Genomic DNA, 20099 nt, shown 5'->3' with positions numbered 1-20099 from the left:
GTTGGATAGATTCAATGAGCGGATATGGGAAGTCTGAGGGATACGCAGGCAGTGATCTGCTCTGGCCTGTGCGAACTCCTGCGGCAGGCCGGTGGTTTCGCGGCCGAAGAGGAAATAGATTGCTTGCTTACTGTTGCTGTAGTCAAATCCTGTGTAGTTGCGTGTGCCGTACGTCTCGATTAGATAATTTGATTTGAAATCATAAATATCTAAAAATAAGTATGATACAAAAAATCTTAACAATAATTTTGACCAAAAGATTTATTAAAAAATAAATTATTAAAAACTGAGCATTTCAAGAACTTAAGAATTTTTCATTGAAAATTGATATCAGTTGTATATTAAGAATTTTGACTAAAATACACATCTTGTGGATAAAGCTTAAAACCTGAATCTTTTTCTTTCAATATTTCTCTTTCTGCTATAAGACAAGTATGATAAGTTTTCGAAAAAATGATATTCAGTTGAGTTTTAGCTTATTTTTACTGGGCAGCGATAGCATGTGCAATTATTTTTCGTTTATGAGAAATATTCGGTACACTTGGAGCTGTAATTGTAATAGGTTATACGATGATAGGTTTGATGATTGTAACCCATGAGACTGTGGGACAGGCAAATATGCAGTTAATTCAGCATATTTTTGGATCTGTACCTGAAAAAGTTTCATTAATCGGGGTACGTAGCAGCGATTTAATAGAAAATATACATAAAGAGGTGGTAGAGAAACTGGCCGCTTTGGATTATGGCCATGGTGTACTGATTTTAACAGATATATTTGGAGCTACGCCATGCAATTTGGTACGCCGGCTGATTCAGCGAGAAGATGTTATTCTACTTACTGGTTTGAATGCTCCTATGTTAATCAAAGCACTGCAAAATTTTACTAAAGCAGAAGATGTGCATAAATTTGCTGATGATGTTAAAGCAGCTGCTATCGCCGGTATTATGACTATATCTAATCAGGATGAGCCCTAACATGATAAAAAAGGAAATTGAAATTGTTAATAAGCTAGGTTTGCATGCACGAGCTTCGAATAGGTTTACTCAGGTGGCCAGTAGTTTTCAGTGTGAAGTGTGGGTAACACGGAAAAGCCGGCGAGTGAATGGTAAAAGTATTATGGGTCTGATGATGTTAGCAGCTGCGCAGGGTAGTGTTATTGAGCTGGAAACAGATGGAGTAGATGAAAATCAGGCGATGCAGGCATTAGTTGAACTGATTAATAATTATTTTGGTGAAGACGAATAATGTGTATAGTGCTGCATGGTGTGGCAGTAGGAACCGGAGTCGCAATTGGACGGGCTCATTTAGTCGTACGTGGGATGGACGATGTTCCTCATCGCGATTTATCCATTGAAGAAATTCCAGCAGAAATTGCCCGCTATGAGCAGGCTATTAAAACGACACGCCGTCAGTTAGAACAGCTACGCACCGATATTCCTCAAAATGCACCTTCGGAACTAGGTGCGTTTATTTCTTTGCATCTGATGCTGCTTGGAGATGTCAGCCTGTCTCGAGAGCCTATTGATATTATTAAAGAAAAGTGTATTAATGCTGAATGGGCTTTAAAGTTACAAACAGATAAGTTAGCTGAACAGTTTGATGCAATTGAAGATAATTATCTGCGTGCGCGTAAACAAGATATGTTGCAGGTGGTTGAGCGTATTTTTAAAAATCTGATTGGACTATCTACAGAAGTTGTAACGGAAGCCGAGGACTTTGAAGAAGATACGATTCTGGTTGCACATGATTTATCACCGGCAGATACCGTATTTTTTAAAGACAGCCGTATTGCTGCTTTTGTTACAGATGCTGGTGGTCCAACTAGTCACACAGCTATTTTGGGGCGTAGTCTAGATATTCCATCGGTAATTGCGCTTGGATATGCTCGTGAGTTAATTAATGAAGATGAATTGATAATAGTTGACGGTTCAATGGGCGTGGTCATTATTGCGCCTGATGATGTTATTTTAAAAGAATATCGTCGACGTTTACGCGAATTTCGTAGTCTAAAACGGCAATTAAATAAATTAAAAAATACGGCGGCAACAACCTTAGATGGCATCAATATAGAGCTTTTAGGCAATATTGAAAGTGTTAATGATATTAAATCATTAAATAATCTGGGTGTAGATGGTATCGGGCTGTACCGCAGTGAATTTTTTTACCTGAATCGGGATGCATTACCAACAGAAGATGAGTTATATACAGAATATGCTGATGTAGTAAAAAAACTGAAAGGTAAACCATTAACTATACGCACTATTGATTTGGGAGTTGATAAAAATCCGCGTTGGTTTGGACCCAGTCATACGATGAATCCAGCCCTAGGTTTGACTGGAATTCGATTATGTTTGGCAGAACCTGTGATGTTTCGTACTCAGATGAGGGCTATTATGAGAGCTGCTGTTCTCGGTCCTGTACGCATGATGTGGCCAATGATTTCGTCAGTCACTGAAATTCAACAATGCCTAACTCATCTGAATACTGCTAAACAGCAGTTAAATGACCGTTTTCAAAAGTTTGATGAAAAAATTCAGGTCGGCGCAATGATAGAAATACCATCAGCTGCTTTAACTGTGAATTCTATTCTGAAACTGATTGATTTTGTGTCTGTGGGTACCAATGATTTGATTCAGTATACATTGGCTGCTGATCGTAATGATGAAAGCGTTAGTTATTTATATCAGCCTGGTCATCCTGCAGTGCTTAAGCTGCTATTACATGTTATTCGTACTGCTGTGCGGTTAAATAAACCAGTGTCGATTTGCGGAGAAATGGCTGGAGATGCCCAGTATACGCGTCTGCTTATGGCGATGGGGTTACGTCGTTTTTCGATGAATGCGAATAACATTCTAGCAGTAAAAAATCAGATTATTCAAAGTGATTTGTTAATGCTAGAAAATGAGGTGCAGAAAATTCTGCGCAATGATGATCCTGATAAGGCATTAAAATTGCTTAAAAAATTTAATTCTTCACATGAATTGGCTGATTCTGTGGAATAAAACAAATTCTTTTGTTTGACTTAGCATAGATTAACTGCGTTTAATGCTCGGATTAATATAATTATTTTATCAATATTGTTGTTGCCTGACAGTCAGTATTGAGTAAGTAGTGTTTTCCCGCAAATTGTCCACCGATATTCTCTCCCTTGGTATCGGTGGTTTTTTTTAGATAAATATATGCAATGTGAATATATTATTTAAATTGATTGATTACATAGTATGTTTTCAATATCGAAGAGTTGAAGGAATCTACTATCTTACTAAAGTAATTAATTGCAAGTTGGTGTCTGGAGTAAGCTGTTATAATAGCGGTCTATTTTTATACAATAAATTGATGATTCATGATGCAAGAACAATACTGTCCTGAGAAAATTGAACCCGCAGCGCAGGCACGCTGGCAGGAATACCGTTTATTTAACGCTGAAGATTTTAGTCCAAAACCCAAATATTATTGTCTGTCGATGTTCCCTTATCCTTCTGGTAAGTTACATATGGGACATGTGCGTAACTACACAATTGGTGATGTATTGAGCCGTTATCGTCTGCTTAATGGTTTTAATGTTATGCAGCCGATGGGGTGGGATGCATTTGGCTTGCCGGCTGAAAATGCAGCAATGAAGCATCAAGTGGCGCCCGCACAATGGACGTATGACAATATTGCTTATATGAAAAAACAGTTGCAAAGTCTGGGCTTTGCGATTGACTGGGGTCGAGAAATTGCGACATGTACGCCAGAGTATTATCGCTGGGAACAATGGCTGTTTGTGCGTTTGTTTCAAAAAGGCATTATTTATAAGAAAAATGGTACGGTTAACTGGGATCCGGTAGATCAGACTGTATTGGCTAATGAACAAGTAGTAGATGGGCGTGGTTGGCGTTCTGGTGCGATTGTGGAAAAACGCGAAATCCCGATGTACTACTTTAAAATTACGGATTATGCTGAAGAGCTGCTTAATGGGCTGGATACACTGGAGCATTGGCCTGAGCAGGTTAAAACCATGCAGCGCAATTGGATTGGAAAGTCGCGTGGTATGCAGGTTCGGTTTGCGCTAGCTGATGACAGTAAGGCCGGTTTGAGCGGTGATTATGCTGACTATGTGCAGGTCTACACTACACGTCCAGATACGCTGATGGGTGCAACTTACATTGCGGTAGCAGCAGAACATCCTCTAGCCACTGCAGCAGCTATTGATAATCCAGATTTACAGCAGTTTATTGCTGAGTGTAAGGCTGGTTCAGTTGCAGAAGCTGATATGGCTACGATGGAAAAGAAAGGTATGCCGACAGGTCGGTTTGCTGTTAATCCTCTGAACGGTGATGTACTGCCGGTGTGGGTAGCTAATTATGTGCTATGGGGTTACGGTGATGGTGCTGTGATGGCAGTTCCGGCTCATGATGAGCGTGATTTTGAATTTGCCACTAAGTATCGCTTGCCGATTAAGCAGGTAATTGCTTCTACTCAGGCTGATGATGAATTCAATACGCAAGCTTGGCAGGAATGGTATGGCAGTAAGGAGCAGACGCAATGTATTAACAGTGGTGAATTGGACGGCTTAGATTTTCAGGCAGCGTTTGAACGTATAGGTGAAATTTTGCAGGCGAAAAATGCTGGTGCACCGAAAACGCAATACCGTCTGCGCGACTGGGGTATTTCTCGCCAGCGCTACTGGGGCTGTCCGATTCCGGTTATTCATTGTGATGATTGTGGTGATGTTACGGTGCCGGAAGATCAGCTGCCTGTAGTATTACCAGAAAATGTTGTTCCTGATGGTGCTGGATCACCTTTGACCAGAATGCCGGAATTTTATGAAACCAATTGTCCGTGCTGTGGAAAGCCTGCTCGTCGCGAGACCGATACGATGGATACGTTTGTTGAATCCAGCTGGTATGCGATACGTTATGCTTCGCCGCAATGTGATACAGCTATGGTGGATAAAAAGGCGGCTAATTATTGGTTGAATGCAGACCAGTATATTGGTGGGATTGAACATGCAATTTTGCACTTGTTATATGCGCGCTTCTTTACTAAATTAATGCGTGATGAAGGGTTGTTAAATGTAGATGAACCATTTGCACGCCTGCTTACTCAGGGTATGGTAGTTTGTGAAACCTATTACCGTGAGGGTGCGAATGGTAGTAAAGAATGGATTGCGCCTCAAGATGTGGATTTGAAGCGTGATGATAAGGGTAGACCACTGGAGGCAACTTTAAAAGCAGATGGCAAACCTGTTTGTATTGGCGGCATTGAGAAAATGTCTAAATCTAAAAATAACGGTGTCGATCCCCAAGAGCTGATCGACCGTTATGGTGCAGATACAGCGCGTTTATTCATGATGTTTGCTGCACCCCCAGAACAATCGCTGGAATGGTCTGATGCAGGTGTGGATGGTGCACACCGCTTCCTACGGCGTTTATGGCGTACGGTGTATGAGTATTTGCAGCAAGGTACCAGTGTAAAGGCATTTGCAGGTAGTCAGGATGGGTTGTCCGCTGAACTGAAAGCATTGCGTCTAAAATTACACACCACGATAGCCAAGGTAACCGATGACTATGGCCGTCGCCAGCAGTTCAATACCGCTATTGCTGCAGTGATGGAACTGCTTAATCAATATGATCGTACCGATTGCAGTCCAGAGCTAGGACGTACAGTAGCTCAAGAGGTGTTGGAATCCGTGTTGCGCCTGCTGTGGCCGATTGTGCCTCATGTATGTGAAACATTGTGGAATGAGTTGTCTACGCAGCAAACGCTGTGGGAAGCAGCATGGCCGCGTGTGGATGAAGCTGCACTGGTACAAGATGAAATAACCTTAATGGTACAGGTAAATGGTAAGCTGCGTGGACAGATTACCGTTGCAGCTGATATCAGTAATGATGCAGCACAGGCCGCGGCATTAGCTGAGCCATCTGTACAGCGTTTTGTTGAAGGAAGAACGCCGAAAAAAGTAATTGTGGTGCCAAAACGTTTGGTTAATATCGTCGTCTGAATTTTGTAAGGGCTAAAAAAAGACATGTTTTAACATGTCTTTTTTGTTTATATTTGTCTGATTTGAGTATGAACAGTCAGTAATCAGATTATCCGTGTTCTTTAAAACTTATGGCAGGGTGTAGGCAATTAATGTATCACACATTTTTGTACCAAATGAACCATGACCTCCGGCCATTTGTACAACGTATTGTTTGCCATTAACAGCATAGGTCATAGGTGTTGCTTGACCACCTGCTGGTAAGCGTGCCTGCCATAATAATTGACCATTACTAGTATCGAAGGCACGCAGATAATCATCTTGTGTGGCACTGACAAACATTACATTACCTGCAGTAGATATTGAACCGCCAAGCCCTGGTACACCGATTTTCATCGGAGGCAGTTCAAACAGTTTCGGTAGGCTATCGCGTATCGTTCCGATACGTTTTTTCCAGACTACTTTATTAGTTTGTAAATCTACGCCGCTAACAAATCCCCAGGCTGGTTGTTTGCAGGGTAAGCCAATCGGAGATAGGAAAGGATTGATTTCTACTCCATAAGGTACCCCATACATGGGTTGCATACCGTTTTCTGTGCCTGCACCTTGTTCTTGCTGTGCTCTGTTTGGATTGGTTGGTATCAGGCGAGAAATGAAAGGTAGTCCAATCGGATTCATTAGTGCAATCTGACGATCTTGATTCACAGATATACCACCCCATTCAAACACACCTAGATTTCCGGGAAATACGAGCGTGCCATTTTCAGAAGGTGGCGTATAAATGCCATCATAATTTAGACGTTTAAATTGAATTCGGCAGACAAGCTGATCGAACATGGTTGCACCCCACATATCCTTATCTGTGAGTTTGCCCTGTGGAGTCAGGCTTAGTGCTGAGAATGGCTGAGTTGCTGCATAGTGCTCGCCTTTAGTCAGATTACCACGTTTTAAGGTTTGTGGTACTGATTTTTCGGTAATGGGAACAATGGGTTGTCCAGTTTCACGATTAAGCACAAAAATATTACCAGTTTTAGTCAAAATATAAATGGCTGGTACTCGTTTTCCTGAAGGTAGTGTTACATCCATTAATGATGGTTGAGCTGGCACATCCATATCCCATAAATCGTGATGAGTGGTCTGAAAATGCCAAATAAGTTTTCCGGTGGAGGCATTTAGTGCCACGATGGAATTAGCATACCGTTCTTTGAGTTTGTCTCGATTTCCTCCCCAGATATCTGGTGTACCTACTCCAGTAGGTACATAAACAATATTCCTTTGCTGGTCATAGGCTAGAGGTGCCCATGCATTGGGAGAATTATGCACAAAAGTAGTATTTTCACCCGGCATAGCATTCGGATTTTGTGCACCAGTATCAAATATCCATTTCAGATGGCCATTGTTGGCATCATAACCACGGATGACACCAGAGGGCTCTTTTGTGGAGAGATTATCAGTAACAGACCCACCAATGATAATAGTGCTGGGTGTCACTACTGGCGGTGAAGTAGGATTGTAGCCACCTAAATATGCGTAAGGCATTTTAGCTTGAAGGTTGATTTCGCCGTTATTGCCAAAGTCCTGACATTTTTGTCCATTGTCGGCATTAACTGCAATTAAACGTCCATCATTAACCGGCAAAAGGACTTTTCGTGGACATAAAGTAGAAGGAGTGGTTTCATTTTGCTTAGCTTTGGTCGCGTCGTAATAGCTGACACCACGGCAAGTTAGATGTTGAAAGGTTTTATTGCTGCGTAACTTTGGATCAAAACGCCAAAGCCTTTTACCTGTTGTGGCATCGAGGGCATCCAGAAACTGATGTGGTGTACAAATGAATAGTTTGTTACCGATTTTAATTGGTGTCAGCTCATTAGTTGTTTCGGCTGAGTCGTTATTAGTTTTGAAATCACCGGTGTGATAGGTCCAGGCTACTTTAAGCTGATTAACGTTATTAGTATTGATTTGAGTTAAAGGGGAATAGCGTGTGCCGCCTTGTGTACGTCCATAGGCGGGCCAGTCTTCTGCTGAAACGCCATTTGGGTCTACTGCAGGTGCTGGCTGGGCACGCGAAATGGTACCGTTGATTTCTTGTGGGTCATGATTAATGCTGTAAAGCATGATACCCAGAATAACTATCAATCCAATGGCAATGGCGGCTTGTCCACTGCGTTTTGTAGTTAATTGGCGTGTTGGCCATGGTAACAGTAGCCACAGACCTAGTATAAACAGAATGTCAAAACGTGGTGCCAATGCCCAAAAGTCTGTACCGGATTCCGATAATCCCCAATCAAGTGTGGCAATGAGGATTATCGCGAACCACCACAGGCTATTGCTGCAATTACGCTGATATAGAACGGTGAACAAACCAAGTGCGATTGCTAGGATTGCATAATAAGCGGAACCGCCCAGACTAATTAACCAAATTCCTCCTATAAGCAGATAAAGAGTAGCTAGCCATAATATGATCGATGTGATGATTTTGGCGACGGAACGCTTTGATTTATGTGTGTTCATTATGCCTCTGTATGTTGTTTTAATAAAATTCTTATGGTTAATAAAAGTCATTATAGTCAGCAATAATAATTATGCAAATGACTATCTATATGAATATTAAATAATTAATATTCAAGATTTTATATACTATTCATCTAAAAATTATTGTCTTAGCGATTCAAAAGCTAATTTAGCAGATTTATTGATAATAAATTATATTATTGACGATGGTGTATAAAAGTTAATTCTTTTTTCAAAAATCTGGTTGATCATGATTCAGAACAGATTCTTTCAGTAGTATTAATTATCTCTAGGGCGCAACAATAATATTTTCTTATGTGAACATTCTTGATTTTGTTTTTATCTGATGTCATCGCACAGTTTCGATACGAATAGATGTAGTTTTGTTAATATAATTATTTCAAAAAATTCAAAGTTTTTGATAAAAATGGTTGGTTAATGCTGAAGCTATCTGGTTGGCTTAATTCACTATTAATTATTTTGAAACAAAAAACCAAGAGAAAACATTTAAATAAGCGTTGAATAAAAGCAGCAAAAAATTGAATGGTTAATTATTTTTTAAATAAGCTGATAAATTATTAGATTGATAAATTATTTAATAAATGAACTTTTCTTAAGATAAAAAATTCTTCCATATATTCTTTGCCTTTTATTGAAAAGTTTGAAATTAATATATCTTCTATTGCTGATGGCATATAAAATATATTATTGGCGCAGGCTTAGCAATAAATCACGGAATACATTTGGATCCTTGATGAAGGTGATTTCGCCAACTTGCGGAAAATGATAATCAAGCAGGCGTGAAACCCAGAAACGGATACATGCTGCCCGTTGTGCAATCGGGAAATAATCTTTTTCATCAGTGGTTAGTGTTCGTATGCTTTCATATCCACGGAAAAAAGCTTGCTGGAGATTCTGATCAAGATGATTGTCTGCTCGTCGAGCCCAATCGTTTACTGCAATAGCAAGGTCGTACATGAAGTTGCCATTACATGCATAATAGAAATCAATAAATCCGGCTACCTGCTCCCCGTCCAACAAAACATTATCACGGAATAGATCGGCATGGATAATGCCTTCTGGTAAATCCGCACGATTATGAGTATCAAAAAAAGCAATTTCTTCTAGCAATAGATGCTTATCTTCTTCATTTAGAAACGGTAAGAGCCGATTGCTGGCTTCGTGCCACCAGCTTATGTAGCGTGGATTAGGCATTGTTTGTGGAAATTCAGTTCCGGCCAAATGCATTTTCGCCAGCATGGCTCCTGTATGGAAGCATTGCTGTTCGGAAGGGCTACTGGTGTCTTTGCCAGACAAGCAAGTAACCAAACAGGCTGGCTTGCTTGCAAGCGTACTATCCAACCGGCCGTCTATTCGGGCAATGGGAGCAGGACAAGCAACATCATGAGCACTGAGATGCTGGGTAAGATCCAGAAAAAAAGGCAGTTCAGCTTGTGTCATGGCTTCAAATACTGTTAATACATAACGTCCCTGTGTGGTGGTAACGAAGTAATTACTGTTGGTTACCCCTTGAGCGATACCTTGCAAACCAATAAATCGACCCAAGTGATAATCGCGCAGAAACGTGCGCATTTCATCATCGCTGACACTGGTATAAACAGACATAGATATCACCAATCAAACAGGATAAAGACATTATTAAAAGCTGAAACAGAAAATAGAAGTGATTTCAGCAAAACGTGTGCATGATAACAAAAAAATCTTGTATTCAGTCAGCAAAACAGGACTAATACAGTGGTTATTATGCTTTTAACATATAATAAAAAGGAATAAATGAATGCATAAGGGCTATTTCACAAGCTTCGAAGATTTACGTATCCTTGATAAGCACTATGTATTAAACGCTGGCTGAAGGTTTGCCAGTTCAGGAGTATAAAATGAATTTATCCGTGCTTGCGAACACGATAGTGTTCGCATTGTTATTATGGGTGCTTGGTCGAACGCAGTTTTTCAAATGGAGTCTTTCCAGAAAAGTATTGCTGGGTATGATTCTGGGTATTTTATTCGGACTGGGGCTACAGCTTGTATACGGCACAGCCAGTCCAGCTGTTGATGTTTCATTGCAGTGGATTAATGTAATTGGTAATGGTTATGTTCAGCTTTTACAGATGGTAGTGATGCCGCTAGTATTTGCTTCTATTCTGAGTGCGGTAGCGCGTTTACATAATGTCACACAGCTGGGCAAAATCAGCCTGATGACGATAGGTGTATTGTTGCTGACTACGGCTATTGCGGCCCTAATAGGAACTCTTCTTACCAGCTTGTTTGGATTGACTGCAAACGGCTTGATTCAGGGTGAGGCTGAAACTGCACGTTATATTGCAATTCAAACAAATTATGTTGGAAAGGTAGCCGATTTAACCGTACCACAACTGCTTCTTTCATTTATTCCGAAAAATCCCTTTGCTGATTTAACTGGAGCAAATCCAACATCTATTATCAGTGTTGTGATTTTTGCTGCATTTTTAGGTATAGCGGCATTGAAACTTTTGAAAGATGATGCCGCTAAAGGTGAAAGGGTATTGCTGGCTATAGATACGTTGCAAAGTTGGATTATGAAGCTGGTTCGGATCGTCATGTTATTAACTCCCTATGGCGTGCTGGCGTTAATGACAAAAGTAGTGGCCGCTTCCAATTTACAAGATATCATCAAGCTTGGGGCTTTTGTACTGGTGTCTTATTTGGGATTGGCATTAATGTTTATGGTACATGGTTTGTTGCTAGGGGTTTCTGGTATCAATCCAAGAAAATATCTACAGAAGGTTTGGCCGGTGCTGACATTTGCCTTTACTAGCCGCTCCAGTGCTGCTTCTATTCCACTAAATGTCGAGGCACAGACACAACGCCTAGGTGTGCCAAAGTCGATTGCTGGTTTCGCTGCTTCTTTTGGTGCAACCATCGGGCAGAATGGCTGTGCTGGCTTGTATCCAGCCATGCTGGCTACTATGGTTGCACCAACAGTAGGAATTAATCCGCTTGGCCCTTGGTGGATAGCTTCCCTAGTTGGAATAGTAACCATCAGCTCAGTTGGGGTAGCAGGGGTGGGTGGTGGTGCGACTTTTGCTGCTTTGATTGTATTACCGGCAATGGGCTTGCCGATTACATTAGTTGCGTTACTAATTTCGGTGGAACCTTTAATTGATATGGGCCGCACGGCATTAAATGTTAGTGGCGCCATGACCGCCGGTACCTTAACCAGCCAGTGGCTACACCAAACGGATCAAGCCATACTAAATAGTAGCGAACATGATGAGCTTACACCATAATCGTTTTGAGTGAACTAAAACTACGTTGAATTTCAGCCAGTCTTTTAATACGGACTGGCTGAATTTATATTGATGCTCTCGCATTGATCTGAACAGATTGCGATTATGAATGCATTCAGAAAAAACAGGTTAATTATATATAAATCAACCTGTTATGAATACAGCACAAGTAAATATTATCCAACTTGCTACTGAATATTTATCTGCTGTGTAGAACAATTTGCAACATGCGCCGGATGGGTTCTGCGGCACCCCATAAAAGCTGGTCGCCAACGGTAAATGCACTAATGTAATCACCGCCCATACCCATTTTGCGAATACGTCCGACAGGTACAGTTAATGTGCCGGTAACAGCCGCAGGTGTCAGCTCGTGCATGGAGGCATTTTTTTCATTCGGCACGACTTTTACCCAGTCATTAGCTGACGCCAAAATATGTTCAATTTCAGAGACCGGTAAATCCTGTTTCAGTTTTATAGTTAGTGCCTGACTGTGGCAGCGCATGGCACCCACACGTACGCACAATCCATCAATTACCAGTGGTTGGGTACTACGACCTAAAATCTTATTGGTTTCCACGGCACCTTTCCACTCTTCCTTTGACTGGCCATTACCCAGATCGGCATCAATCCATGGAATCAGGCTTCCGGCCAACGGTACGCCAAATTGTGTCTGCGGATAAGCATCGCTGCGCAGAAAATCGGCTACTTTGCGGTCGATGGACAGAATAGCACTGGCCGGATCGGCTAGTTCGGTACTAACCTGTGATTCAATTGCACCCATGGCACTGATCAGCTCGCGCATATTTTGAGCACCAGCTCCGGAAGCTGCCTGATAGGTCATGCTGGTAGCCCATTCTACTAAATCTTGCTCAAACAGACCGCCAAGAGCCATCAACATCAGTGATACTGTACAATTACCACCTACAAAATCTTTGATTCCACTAGATAATGCAGTATCAATTACAGCACGGTTTACCGGGTCAAGTACAATAACGGCTTTATCACTCATACGCAGGGTAGAGGCAGCATCAATCCAGAAACCCTGCCAGCCTTGTTCACGCAATGGCTGATGCACAGCTTTTGTATAATCACCACCTTGGCAGGTAACAATAATATCCATTTGTGCCAGAGCTTCCAGATTATGCGCGTCCAGCAAAGTTTTAGCTGTCTGACCAAAATCCGGCGCTGCCGCACCTGCAGCCGACGTCGTGAAAAAATACGCATCAGCAATGTTCTGAAAATCATTTTCTTCCTGCATGCGCTGCATCAATACCGAACCCACCATGCCGCGCCAGCCAACAAAACCTACTTTCACCGGGTGCTCCTTAAGTCACTTTAAATGAATCAAAATCTCTGTTACCAGAAGTCGTTCACTCTTATAACCATATTCGTGACTATTTGTAAACTGTTAATTTTTGTTTGAATTGTATTTGATGCTGAATAGCACGTTTTGGCAGATTGGTGATATCCGTTTGAGCTCAATTCTGGCCGTATAGAATCAGTAGCCATTCCGGTGTACACTTTCGCCTTTGTTTTTAGTTGGTGCAATCGATGAATTTACTGCGTACTCTGGCCAAAGTCAGCAGCATGACCATGTTGTCACGTGTGCTAGGTTTCATCCGCGACACCATAATAGCCCGCAGCTTTGGTGCGGGCATGGCAACAGATGCATTTTTTGTGGCGTTTAAACTCCCCAATCTGTTGCGGCGTATTTTTGCCGAAGGCGCATTTTCACAGGCCTTTGTGCCGATACTGGCTGAGTACCGCGAGACGCGTTCACCAGAAGCAACGCGGGCTTTTGTGCAGCATGTGGCTGGATTGCTGTCGTTTGTACTAATAATCGTGACTGCCATCGGGATTCTGGCTGCGCCGGTGGTAATTTATATTTCTGCGCCTGGTTTTCAACAAGATGCCGATAAATTTGCACTTTCTGTCCAGCTATTGCGGATCACATTCCCGTATATATTTTTGATTTCGTTGTCCTCACTGGTTGGCAGCGTACTCAATACCTATCATCAGTTCAGTGTGCCGGCTTTTACCCCCACATTTTTGAATGTCTCCTTTATTGTATTTGCTTTATGGCTGGCACCATATTTTCATCCGCCGGTACTGGCTCTGGCATGGGCAGTATTTGTAGGAGGATTGTTGCAGCTGCTGTATCAATTGCCATATTTATTTAGGCTGGGTTTTCTGGCCATGCCTAAGCTAAAACTTAGGGACAAGGCCGTAAACCGTGTTTTAAAGCAAATGGCACCGGCCATTCTTGGTGTATCAGTGGCGCAGATATCTTTAGTGATTAACACCATCTTTGCTTCCTATCTGCAATCGGGTTCAGTATCGTGGATGTATTACGCCGATCGCCTAATGGAGTTGCCAACGGGTGTACTGGGCGTAGCACTGGGAACAATTCTACTGCCCACTCTGTCTAAGCATTCTGCCACTAATGACATTGCCAGTTTTTCCGCTTTACTCGACTGGGGGTTGCGTCTATGTATGCTGCTCACTTTGCCGGCAGCTGTGGGTATGGCGGTTTTGTCCTTTCCATTGGTAGCGACGCTGTTTATGTACCGAGAGTTCAATGAATATGATGCACTGATGACACAAGGCGCATTGGTGGCCTATTCTGTTGGTCTAATTGGCCTGATTTTGATAAAGGTATTGGCACCAGGTTTTTATGCGCGTCAAAACATAAAAACGCCAGTCAAAATCGCGATTTTCACCTTATGTATGACGCAGTTAATGAATCTATTGTTTGTGTGGAAACTGCATCATGTTGGTCTGGCTCTGGCCATCAGCTTAGGTGCCTGTATCAATGCTGGGCTGTTGTATATTCTGTTACGGCGGCAGAAACTGTATACACCCACAGCAGGATGGATGCGTTTTCTGGTACGACTGGTGCTGGCATTGATCATTATGGGAAGCGGTCTATGGCTCTTGCAGCATTATTTGCCGTTTAATTGGCATAGTGGCGGACTGATAAAAGTAGGTCAGCTAAGTGCCTTGATTGCGGCCGGAATTGTCTTGTACTTCGGTGCTCTTTTCGCATTGGGTTTCCGGATACGTGATTTCCGGCGTGCCGAAGCAGAATAAACAGCTTAATATTTTAGCTTTCTTGATGAGTAAAGCAAGCTTACTACTTGCGTTCAAATTCTTTCAATTCTTCGGCAATAAAATATTTAACTAAATCAGAGTACAGCGTTTTGATTACCTCTCCGTTAAGACCTTGCTCTTCTGCCCAGTGCTGGCGTTTTTCAAGCATGCTTTTGAAACGTTCACTGGCTTGAACATCAGCAGTATTTTTTTTAAATTTACTGGCTGCTTTGACATAACCGAAACGGATGGACAATAACTGAATGATCGCATAATCAATGTTATCAATTTCGCTACGGATTTCATTCATATTGCGGCAATCATCTGGCAAACGGTGTGGAGTATATGGCATATTTGTAAGTTATTTATTTATCAAGAAATTATATTTTAGGCTGGTAAAGATGTTATGTATAGTTAAAAACGTTAAGATTAACAAATGAAAAATATCGATTAAAAGAATTTAATTCAAGTTAAACTGCAGGGCGTACTCTCAATCCTCTTAATTATGTTGTTTGAATTATCTAAAAGTGATATTTATAGCGCAAAATTGTAACTAACAGGGATTAATAAAAAATTTTATAATTGATATTTAGTTTTCTCTAGCAGAAAAAAATATAGAAAATTAACAAGTGATTGTTCGAAGATATTAATGATAACAATTATCATTATATTATTGAAAACATTATTTTTTTATTTCTGTTTAATGTAATACGTACTTTTAATAACGTTCGAAATTAGTTACAATACATCAATTTTACCAATATTTGCATAAGGTCGGCGCAATTATGTTGGCGAATTATTTCCCCATCTTAATATTTGTTCTGGTTGGCTTTGCTGCCGGAGTTCTTTTTATTTCTCTGGGTCTGTTACTGGGACCAAATCACCCGTATAAAATGAAGCAGGAACCGTTTGAGTGCGGTTTCGAAGCGTTTGAAAACGCACGTATGAAATTTGATGTGCGCTACTATCTGGTGGCCATTTTATTCATCCTCTTTGATCTGGAAGTGGCTTTTATGGTGCCGTGGGCCGTGGTGTTTAAAGAGCTTGGTGCCTATGGCTTCTGGTCGATGATGGTGTTTTTGCTGATTCTGGTTATCGGCTTTGTTTATGAATGGAAAAAAGGCGCTCTGGAATGGGAATAGAAGGCGTTTTAAAAAAAGGTTTTGTCACAACTACTGCCGATACCGTACTCAACTACGTGCGTACCGGTTCATTGTGGCCGGCTACTTTTGGGCTGGCCTGTTGTGCTGTAGAGATGATGCAGGCCGGTGCTGCCCGTTATGACCTGGACCGCTTCGGCATTATTTTCCGTCCGTCGCCGCGCCAGTCTGACCTTATGATTGTGGCCGGTACCTTATGTAACAAAATGGCGCCTGCCTTGCGCCGAGTTTATGACCAGATGGCAGAGCCGCGCTGGGTATTGTCAATGGGTTCCTGCGCCAATGGTGGCGGTTATTACCATTATTCCTATTCGGTAGTGCGCGGCTGCGACCGTATTGTGCCGGTCGATGTGTATGTACCTGGATGCCCGCCTACAGCAGAAGCACTTGTTTATGGTCTGTTGCAATTGCAGCTGAAAATAAAGCGTACCGCTACCATAGCGCGGGTTTGAAAGTGAGGAAAATATGGCAGATATAGCAATACTGAAGGCCGTGTGTGAAACCACTTTCGGCGATAAAGTACGTTACTGTCTGGATCGCGGTGAGCTGACGCTGGATTGCGCCGCCGCAGATTATCATCAACTGATGCAAACCCTGCGAGACCACCAAGAACTTAAATTCGAAACTCTGATTGATTTATGTGGTGTGGATTATCAGAGCTACAAAAATGAACCATGGGAAGGCAAACGTTTTGCCGTTGTAAGCCATTTACTGTCAATCAGCAATAACTGGCGCGTTCGCGTGCGTGTATGGGCAGAGGAGGAAGATTTTCCTACGGTTGATTCTGTTGTGGACATTTATAACGGTGCCAACTGGTATGAACGCGAAGCGTTTGATATGTTCGGCATCCTGTTTAACAACCATCCCGACTTGCGCCGTATTTTGACTGACTATGGCTTTGTCGGTCACCCATTTCGTAAAGATTTTCCGGTTTCCGGCTATGTGGAAATGCGCTATGACGAGGCCGAAGGCCGTGTGATTTATCAGCCGGTAACGATTGAACCGCGTGAAGTCACGCCGCGCGTGGTGAGAGAGGAGCAGTACGGTGTCTAAATTACGCAATTACACCATTAATTTCGGGCCGCAGCATCCGGCTGCACATGGCGTGTTGCGCCTGATTCTGGAAATGGATGGTGAAAATATCGTTCGTGCCGATCCACATATCGGGCTATTACACCGTGGTACGGAAAAATTAGCTGAATCACGTACCTATCTTCAGGCATTGCCGTACATGGATCGTCTGGATTATGTATCCATGATGTGTAATGAACAGGCCTACTGCCTGTCTGTTGAACGTCTGCTGAATATTGATGTACCCATTCGCGCTCAATATATTCGCGTGATGTTTGCCGAAATTACTCGAATCCTCAACCATCTCATGGGTATCGGTTCGCATGCACTGGATATCGGGGCCATGACTGTGTTTCTGTATGCATTCCGCGAACGTGAAGACCTGATGGATATTTACGAGGCGGTATCCGGTGCACGTATGCATGCTGCTTATTTCCGTCCAGGCGGCGTTTACCGTGATCTGCCGGATTTCATGCCTAAGTATGAATCCAGCAAATACCGTAATGCCAAGGTATTGCAAAAACTCAACGCTAGCCGTGAAGGCACCTTGCTAGACTTCATTGAAGACTTTACTAATCGGTTTCCTGCCTGCGTGGATGAATATGAAAATCTCCTTACAGATAATCGTATCTGGAAACAGCGTACTGTCGGGATTGGTGTGGTTTCACCAGAGCGAGCCATGCAGAAAGGTTTTACCGGCGTGATGCTCCGTGGCTCCGGTATAGAGTGGGATATTCGTAAGAAACAGCCTTATGATGCCTATGCTGCCATGGATTTCGATATTCCGGTCGGCATCAATGGTGACTGCTACGACCGCTATCTGTGTCGCATTCATGAAATGCGGCAAGCTAACCGCATTATCCGCCAGTGTGTTGACTGGCTCAGAACCAATCCCGGGCCGGTGATTACGGATGACCATACCGTGGCGCCGCCACATCGTACCGCTATGAAAGACGGGATGGAAGAATTGATTCACCACTTCAAGCTGTTTACCGAAGGGATGCATGTGCCGGAGGGTGAAGTTTATGTGCCCACTGAGCATCCGAAAGGGGAGTTTGGTGTGTATCTGATTTCAGATGGTGCCAACAAACCTTATCGCATGAAAATCCGTGCACCGGGCTTTGCCCATTTACAAGGTATGGATGAAATGGCACGCGGCCATATGCTTGCAGACGTGGTCGCCATTATTGGTACTCAGGATATTGTATTTGGGGAGGTGGATAGATAATGTTGTCCGCTGAGAGTTTAAAACAGATTGATACAGAACTGGCCAAATATCCGGCCGACCAGCGTCGCAGTGCCATTATGTCAGCCCTGCGCATCGCACAGACAGAAAAGGGCTGGTTACAGCCAGAAACCATCGAGGAAGTAGCAGACTACATAGGTATCCCGCCGGCACAAGCATTAGAAGTGGCTACTTTTTACAATATGTATAACCTCCAGCCGGTAGGTAAATATAAACTCACCGTATGTACCAATCTTCCCTGTGCGTTGCGTGGTGGTGTCAATGCCGGTGAATATCTACAAAAGCGCCTTGGTATTCGCTATGGCGAAACCACTGCTGACGGCAAATACACACTTTTAGAAGGCGAATGCATGGGTGCCTGTGGTGATGCGCCGGTGCTGTTAGTGAACAATCATAAAATGTGTAGCTTTATGAGCGAAGAAGCCATCGAAGCGAAACTGGCGGAGTTGAACTGATGGCAATGTACCAAAATGGCGTAATTTTCAATCAGGTTGATACAACTGATCCGGAATGCTGGACGCTGGAAGCCTATTTAGCCCGCGGCGGCTATCAAGCACTGAAAAAAATCATTCATGACAAAATACCGCAGGACGATGTGATAGCCGAGCTGAAAACATCCGGCCTGCGTGGACGTGGCGGCGCCGGCTTTCCGACTGGACTGAAATGGAGCTTCATGCCGCGTTCGTTTCCAGGTACCAAATACATCGTCTGCAATACCGATGAAGGTGAGCCCGGTACATTTAAAGACCGGGATATCATTGATTACAATCCTCATGCCCTGATTGAAGGCATGATTATTGGTGGTTATGCGATGGGTGCGGCTACCGGCTATAACTATATTCACGGCGAAATCTTCGAAAGCTATCTACGCTTTGAAACTGCTTTACAGCAGGCGCGAGATGCTGGTTTCCTCGGGCAAAATATTCTGGGCAGTGATTTCAGCTTTGAGTTACATGCCCATCATGGCTATGGTGCTTATATTTGCGGCGAAGAAACCGCTCTGCTGGAGTCACTGGAAGGCAAAAAAGGTCAGCCGCGCTTCAAACCACCATTTCCGGCTTCCTATGGCTTATATGGCAAGCCCACTACTGTCAATAACACAGAAACGTTCTCTTCGGTGCCGTTTATTATTCGCGATGGTGGCCAGCAATTTGCGGATAAGGGTATTCCAAATAATGGCGGTACCAAGCTATTTTCAGTTTCCGGCCATGTAGAACGCCCCGGTAACTACGAAATACCGCTGGGCACACCGTTTAGAGACTTACTCGATATGTGCGGTGGCATGCGCAATGGCAAAAAGCTGAAAGCAGTGATTCCCGGTGGCTCCTCCGCACCGGTACTGCCGGCTGATGTCATGATGGAAATTACGATGGATTATGACGCCATTGCCAAAGCTGGTTCTATGCTTGGATCCGGTGCAGTGATTGTCATGGATGAAGATGTCTGTATGGTTAAAGCATTGGAGCGGCTAAGTTACTTCTATTTTGAAGAATCATGCGGCCAGTGTACCCCATGTCGTGAAGGTACAGGATGGCTGTATCGCATTATCCACCGTATTACCTCGGGTAAAGGACGGCCGGAGGATTTAGATTTGCTGGAATCACTCGGTAATAATATTTCGGGGCGTACAATCTGCGCGTTGGCGGATGCGGCGGTGATGCCGATTCAGGGCTTTATGAAGCATTTCCGCCCCGAGTTTGAGCACTACATCGAACACGGCAAACCCATGAAAGAACATCGCTGGTGCTAAGGCACTATCTGCTTAGTT

Annotated in this window: 17 protein-coding genes; 12 read left to right on the top strand and 5 right to left on the bottom strand. The window is 43.0% G+C overall.

Annotation, left to right across the window (positions count from 1 at the left end; translation table 11 throughout):
• A partial coding sequence (locus tag J3U75_RS10775; protein ID WP_323811369.1) for a tRNA (cytidine(34)-2'-O)-methyltransferase occupies positions 1-243 on the bottom strand: 243 nt, incomplete at its 3' end.
• A 327-nt stretch (positions 244-570) separates the two neighbouring features.
• Between J3U75_RS10775 and J3U75_RS10770 the strand changes: the two genes are divergently transcribed.
• The 4 genes from J3U75_RS10770 (at position 571) to leuS (ending at position 5987) form a co-directional block, all read left to right on the top strand.
• Complete coding sequence (locus J3U75_RS10770; protein WP_100141456.1) at positions 571-975, top strand: PTS sugar transporter subunit IIA; 405 nt, start codon at positions 571-573, stop codon at positions 973-975.
• Between the two features lies 1 nt (position 976).
• Positions 977-1246, top strand: coding sequence for an HPr family phosphocarrier protein (locus J3U75_RS10765; protein WP_100141455.1), 270 nt, complete (start codon positions 977-979; stop codon positions 1244-1246).
• The gene (ptsP, locus tag J3U75_RS10760; protein ID WP_267392098.1) at positions 1246-3003 is read left to right on the top strand and encodes a phosphoenolpyruvate--protein phosphotransferase; all 1758 of its coding nucleotides are present in this window, start codon (positions 1246-1248) and stop codon (positions 3001-3003) included. Before J3U75_RS10765 ends, ptsP begins: the two co-directional genes overlap by 1 nt.
• Before the next feature lie 344 nt (positions 3004-3347).
• Positions 3348-5987, top strand: coding sequence for a leucine--tRNA ligase (gene leuS, locus J3U75_RS10755; protein ID WP_267392100.1), 2640 nt, complete (start codon positions 3348-3350; stop codon positions 5985-5987).
• Positions 5988-6095: 108 nt separating this feature from the next.
• Here the strand turns inward: leuS and J3U75_RS10750 are convergent, their stop codons facing one another.
• Both J3U75_RS10750 and thrB read right to left on the bottom strand, forming a co-directional pair.
• Entirely contained in the window at positions 6096-8477 is a 2382-nt protein-coding gene (locus tag J3U75_RS10750; RefSeq protein ID WP_267392097.1) for a glucose/quinate/shikimate family membrane-bound PQQ-dependent dehydrogenase, read from the bottom strand.
• Between the two features lie 705 nt (positions 8478-9182).
• A complete protein-coding gene (gene thrB, locus J3U75_RS10745) occupies positions 9183-10103 on the bottom strand; it encodes a homoserine kinase (RefSeq protein WP_100141452.1) in 921 nt (306 codons plus the stop codon).
• Positions 10104-10375: 272 nt separating this feature from the next.
• On the opposite strand from thrB, the gene J3U75_RS10740 reads away from it, so the two are divergent.
• On the top strand, positions 10376-11764 hold the full coding sequence (locus tag J3U75_RS10740; protein ID WP_267392095.1) for an L-cystine transporter: 1389 nt from the start codon (positions 10376-10378) through the stop codon (positions 11762-11764).
• 199 nt (positions 11765-11963) lie between these two features.
• Here the strand turns inward: J3U75_RS10740 and asd are convergent, their stop codons facing one another.
• Complete coding sequence (gene asd, locus J3U75_RS10735; protein WP_267392094.1) at positions 11964-13079, bottom strand: aspartate-semialdehyde dehydrogenase; 1116 nt, start codon at positions 13077-13079, stop codon at positions 11964-11966.
• A 236-nt stretch (positions 13080-13315) separates the two neighbouring features.
• On the opposite strand from asd, the gene murJ reads away from it, so the two are divergent.
• The gene (gene murJ, locus J3U75_RS10730; RefSeq protein ID WP_267392093.1) at positions 13316-14854 is read left to right on the top strand and encodes a murein biosynthesis integral membrane protein MurJ; all 1539 of its coding nucleotides are present in this window, start codon (positions 13316-13318) and stop codon (positions 14852-14854) included.
• 43 nt (positions 14855-14897) lie between these two features.
• Here the strand turns inward: murJ and J3U75_RS10725 are convergent, their stop codons facing one another.
• Positions 14898-15164 carry a chorismate mutase gene (locus tag J3U75_RS10725; RefSeq protein ID WP_218965379.1) on the bottom strand — a complete coding sequence of 89 codons (267 nt, stop codon included), beginning with the start codon at positions 15162-15164 and terminating at the stop codon, positions 14898-14900.
• A 475-nt stretch (positions 15165-15639) separates the two neighbouring features.
• Here J3U75_RS10725 and J3U75_RS10720 point away from each other — a divergent pair, with 475 nt between their 5' ends.
• The 6 genes from J3U75_RS10720 to nuoF are packed head-to-tail and all read left to right on the top strand — an operon-like array spanning position 15640 to position 20081.
• The gene (locus J3U75_RS10720; RefSeq protein WP_267392091.1) at positions 15640-15996 is read left to right on the top strand and encodes an NADH-quinone oxidoreductase subunit A; all 357 of its coding nucleotides are present in this window, start codon (positions 15640-15642) and stop codon (positions 15994-15996) included.
• Positions 15987-16466, top strand: coding sequence for a NuoB/complex I 20 kDa subunit family protein (locus J3U75_RS10715; protein WP_037407271.1), 480 nt, complete (start codon positions 15987-15989; stop codon positions 16464-16466). The genes J3U75_RS10720 and J3U75_RS10715 overlap by 10 nt, the downstream gene beginning before the upstream one ends.
• 13 nt (positions 16467-16479) lie before the next feature.
• Positions 16480-17067, top strand: coding sequence for an NADH-quinone oxidoreductase subunit C (locus tag J3U75_RS10710; RefSeq protein ID WP_267392090.1), 588 nt, complete (start codon positions 16480-16482; stop codon positions 17065-17067).
• Positions 17060-18313: an NADH-quinone oxidoreductase subunit D gene (locus tag J3U75_RS10705; protein WP_100151420.1), complete on the top strand. Its 1254-nt coding sequence runs from the start codon at positions 17060-17062 to the stop codon at positions 18311-18313. Before J3U75_RS10710 ends, J3U75_RS10705 begins: the two co-directional genes overlap by 8 nt.
• Positions 18313-18786 (top strand): NADH-quinone oxidoreductase subunit NuoE, encoded by a 474-nt coding sequence (gene nuoE, locus J3U75_RS10700; RefSeq protein ID WP_100141445.1) that lies wholly within the window; start codon positions 18313-18315, stop codon positions 18784-18786. The genes J3U75_RS10705 and nuoE overlap by 1 nt, the downstream gene beginning before the upstream one ends.
• The gene (nuoF, locus tag J3U75_RS10695; protein WP_267392088.1) at positions 18786-20081 is read left to right on the top strand and encodes an NADH-quinone oxidoreductase subunit NuoF; all 1296 of its coding nucleotides are present in this window, start codon (positions 18786-18788) and stop codon (positions 20079-20081) included. Before nuoE ends, nuoF begins: the two co-directional genes overlap by 1 nt.
• Positions 20082-20099 lie beyond the last annotated feature (18 nt).

Origin of the sequence: Snodgrassella sp. B3088 (assembly GCF_026535815.1) — a bacterium.
Classification (GTDB): domain Bacteria; phylum Pseudomonadota; class Gammaproteobacteria; order Burkholderiales; family Neisseriaceae; genus Snodgrassella; species Snodgrassella alvi_E.
The sequence above is the reverse complement of the archived record's forward strand: the minus strand, read 5'-3'. Positions and strand labels throughout refer to the sequence as shown.